The sequence below is a fragment of the Aquaticitalea lipolytica genome (assembly GCF_014641635.1).
Classification (GTDB): Bacteria; Bacteroidota; Bacteroidia; order Flavobacteriales; family Flavobacteriaceae; genus Aquaticitalea; species Aquaticitalea lipolytica.
The window spans coordinates 1-569 of record NZ_BMIC01000033.1 but is presented as its reverse complement, the minus strand read 5'-3'; the positions used below and the strand labels follow the sequence as shown (position 1 = coordinate 569).

General features: G+C 29.2%; 1 protein-coding gene. It reads left to right on the top strand.

From position 1 onward, the window contains the following. A partial coding sequence (locus tag IEW41_RS14490; protein ID WP_188607089.1) for a hypothetical protein occupies window positions 1-569 on the top strand: 569 nt, incomplete at both ends.

The following is a 569-nucleotide window of genomic DNA, read 5'->3' as shown; positions in this document are numbered from 1 at the left end:
GTAGAATTATCAAACATCTTGCCCCAAGATATTGGTGTATCATTATTAATCAATAATGAGCATGTCATCACAAAAAAAGTTGAAAACAATGTTTCAGAACCTCAGAAATTAGTCAATATGGCTTTTCCAAATATTAATCTTAACGACTTTGTGTATGAAGTTATGCCCCAAAAAACAATACATTTTGTTTCTATTTGCAGAAAAGATTATATAGAAGAACTTATCAAATCTTATAAAAAAAGCAAGATTTCGATTCTTAAAGTTAACTTAGGCATTTCAACATTGTCTTCCGTAACAACGTTTTTAAAGACTAATGACGTCTATACCGCTAATAGTTCTATAGATATTGAAAACGGCGAGATGATTTCAATACATAGCAATGAAATCGTTAGCTCTGTTAGTTATAATATAAACGGACTTGATATTGCTAATACACACCTCCTTTCATTTGCTTGTGCGTTGTCATACATTATTAATAACAACAATTTTTCTAATTTTGGAGCTCGAAAAAATGAATTACTTGTTGAGTATACACAATCTCAATTCTTTAAAAAATTTACAAAGTTTGC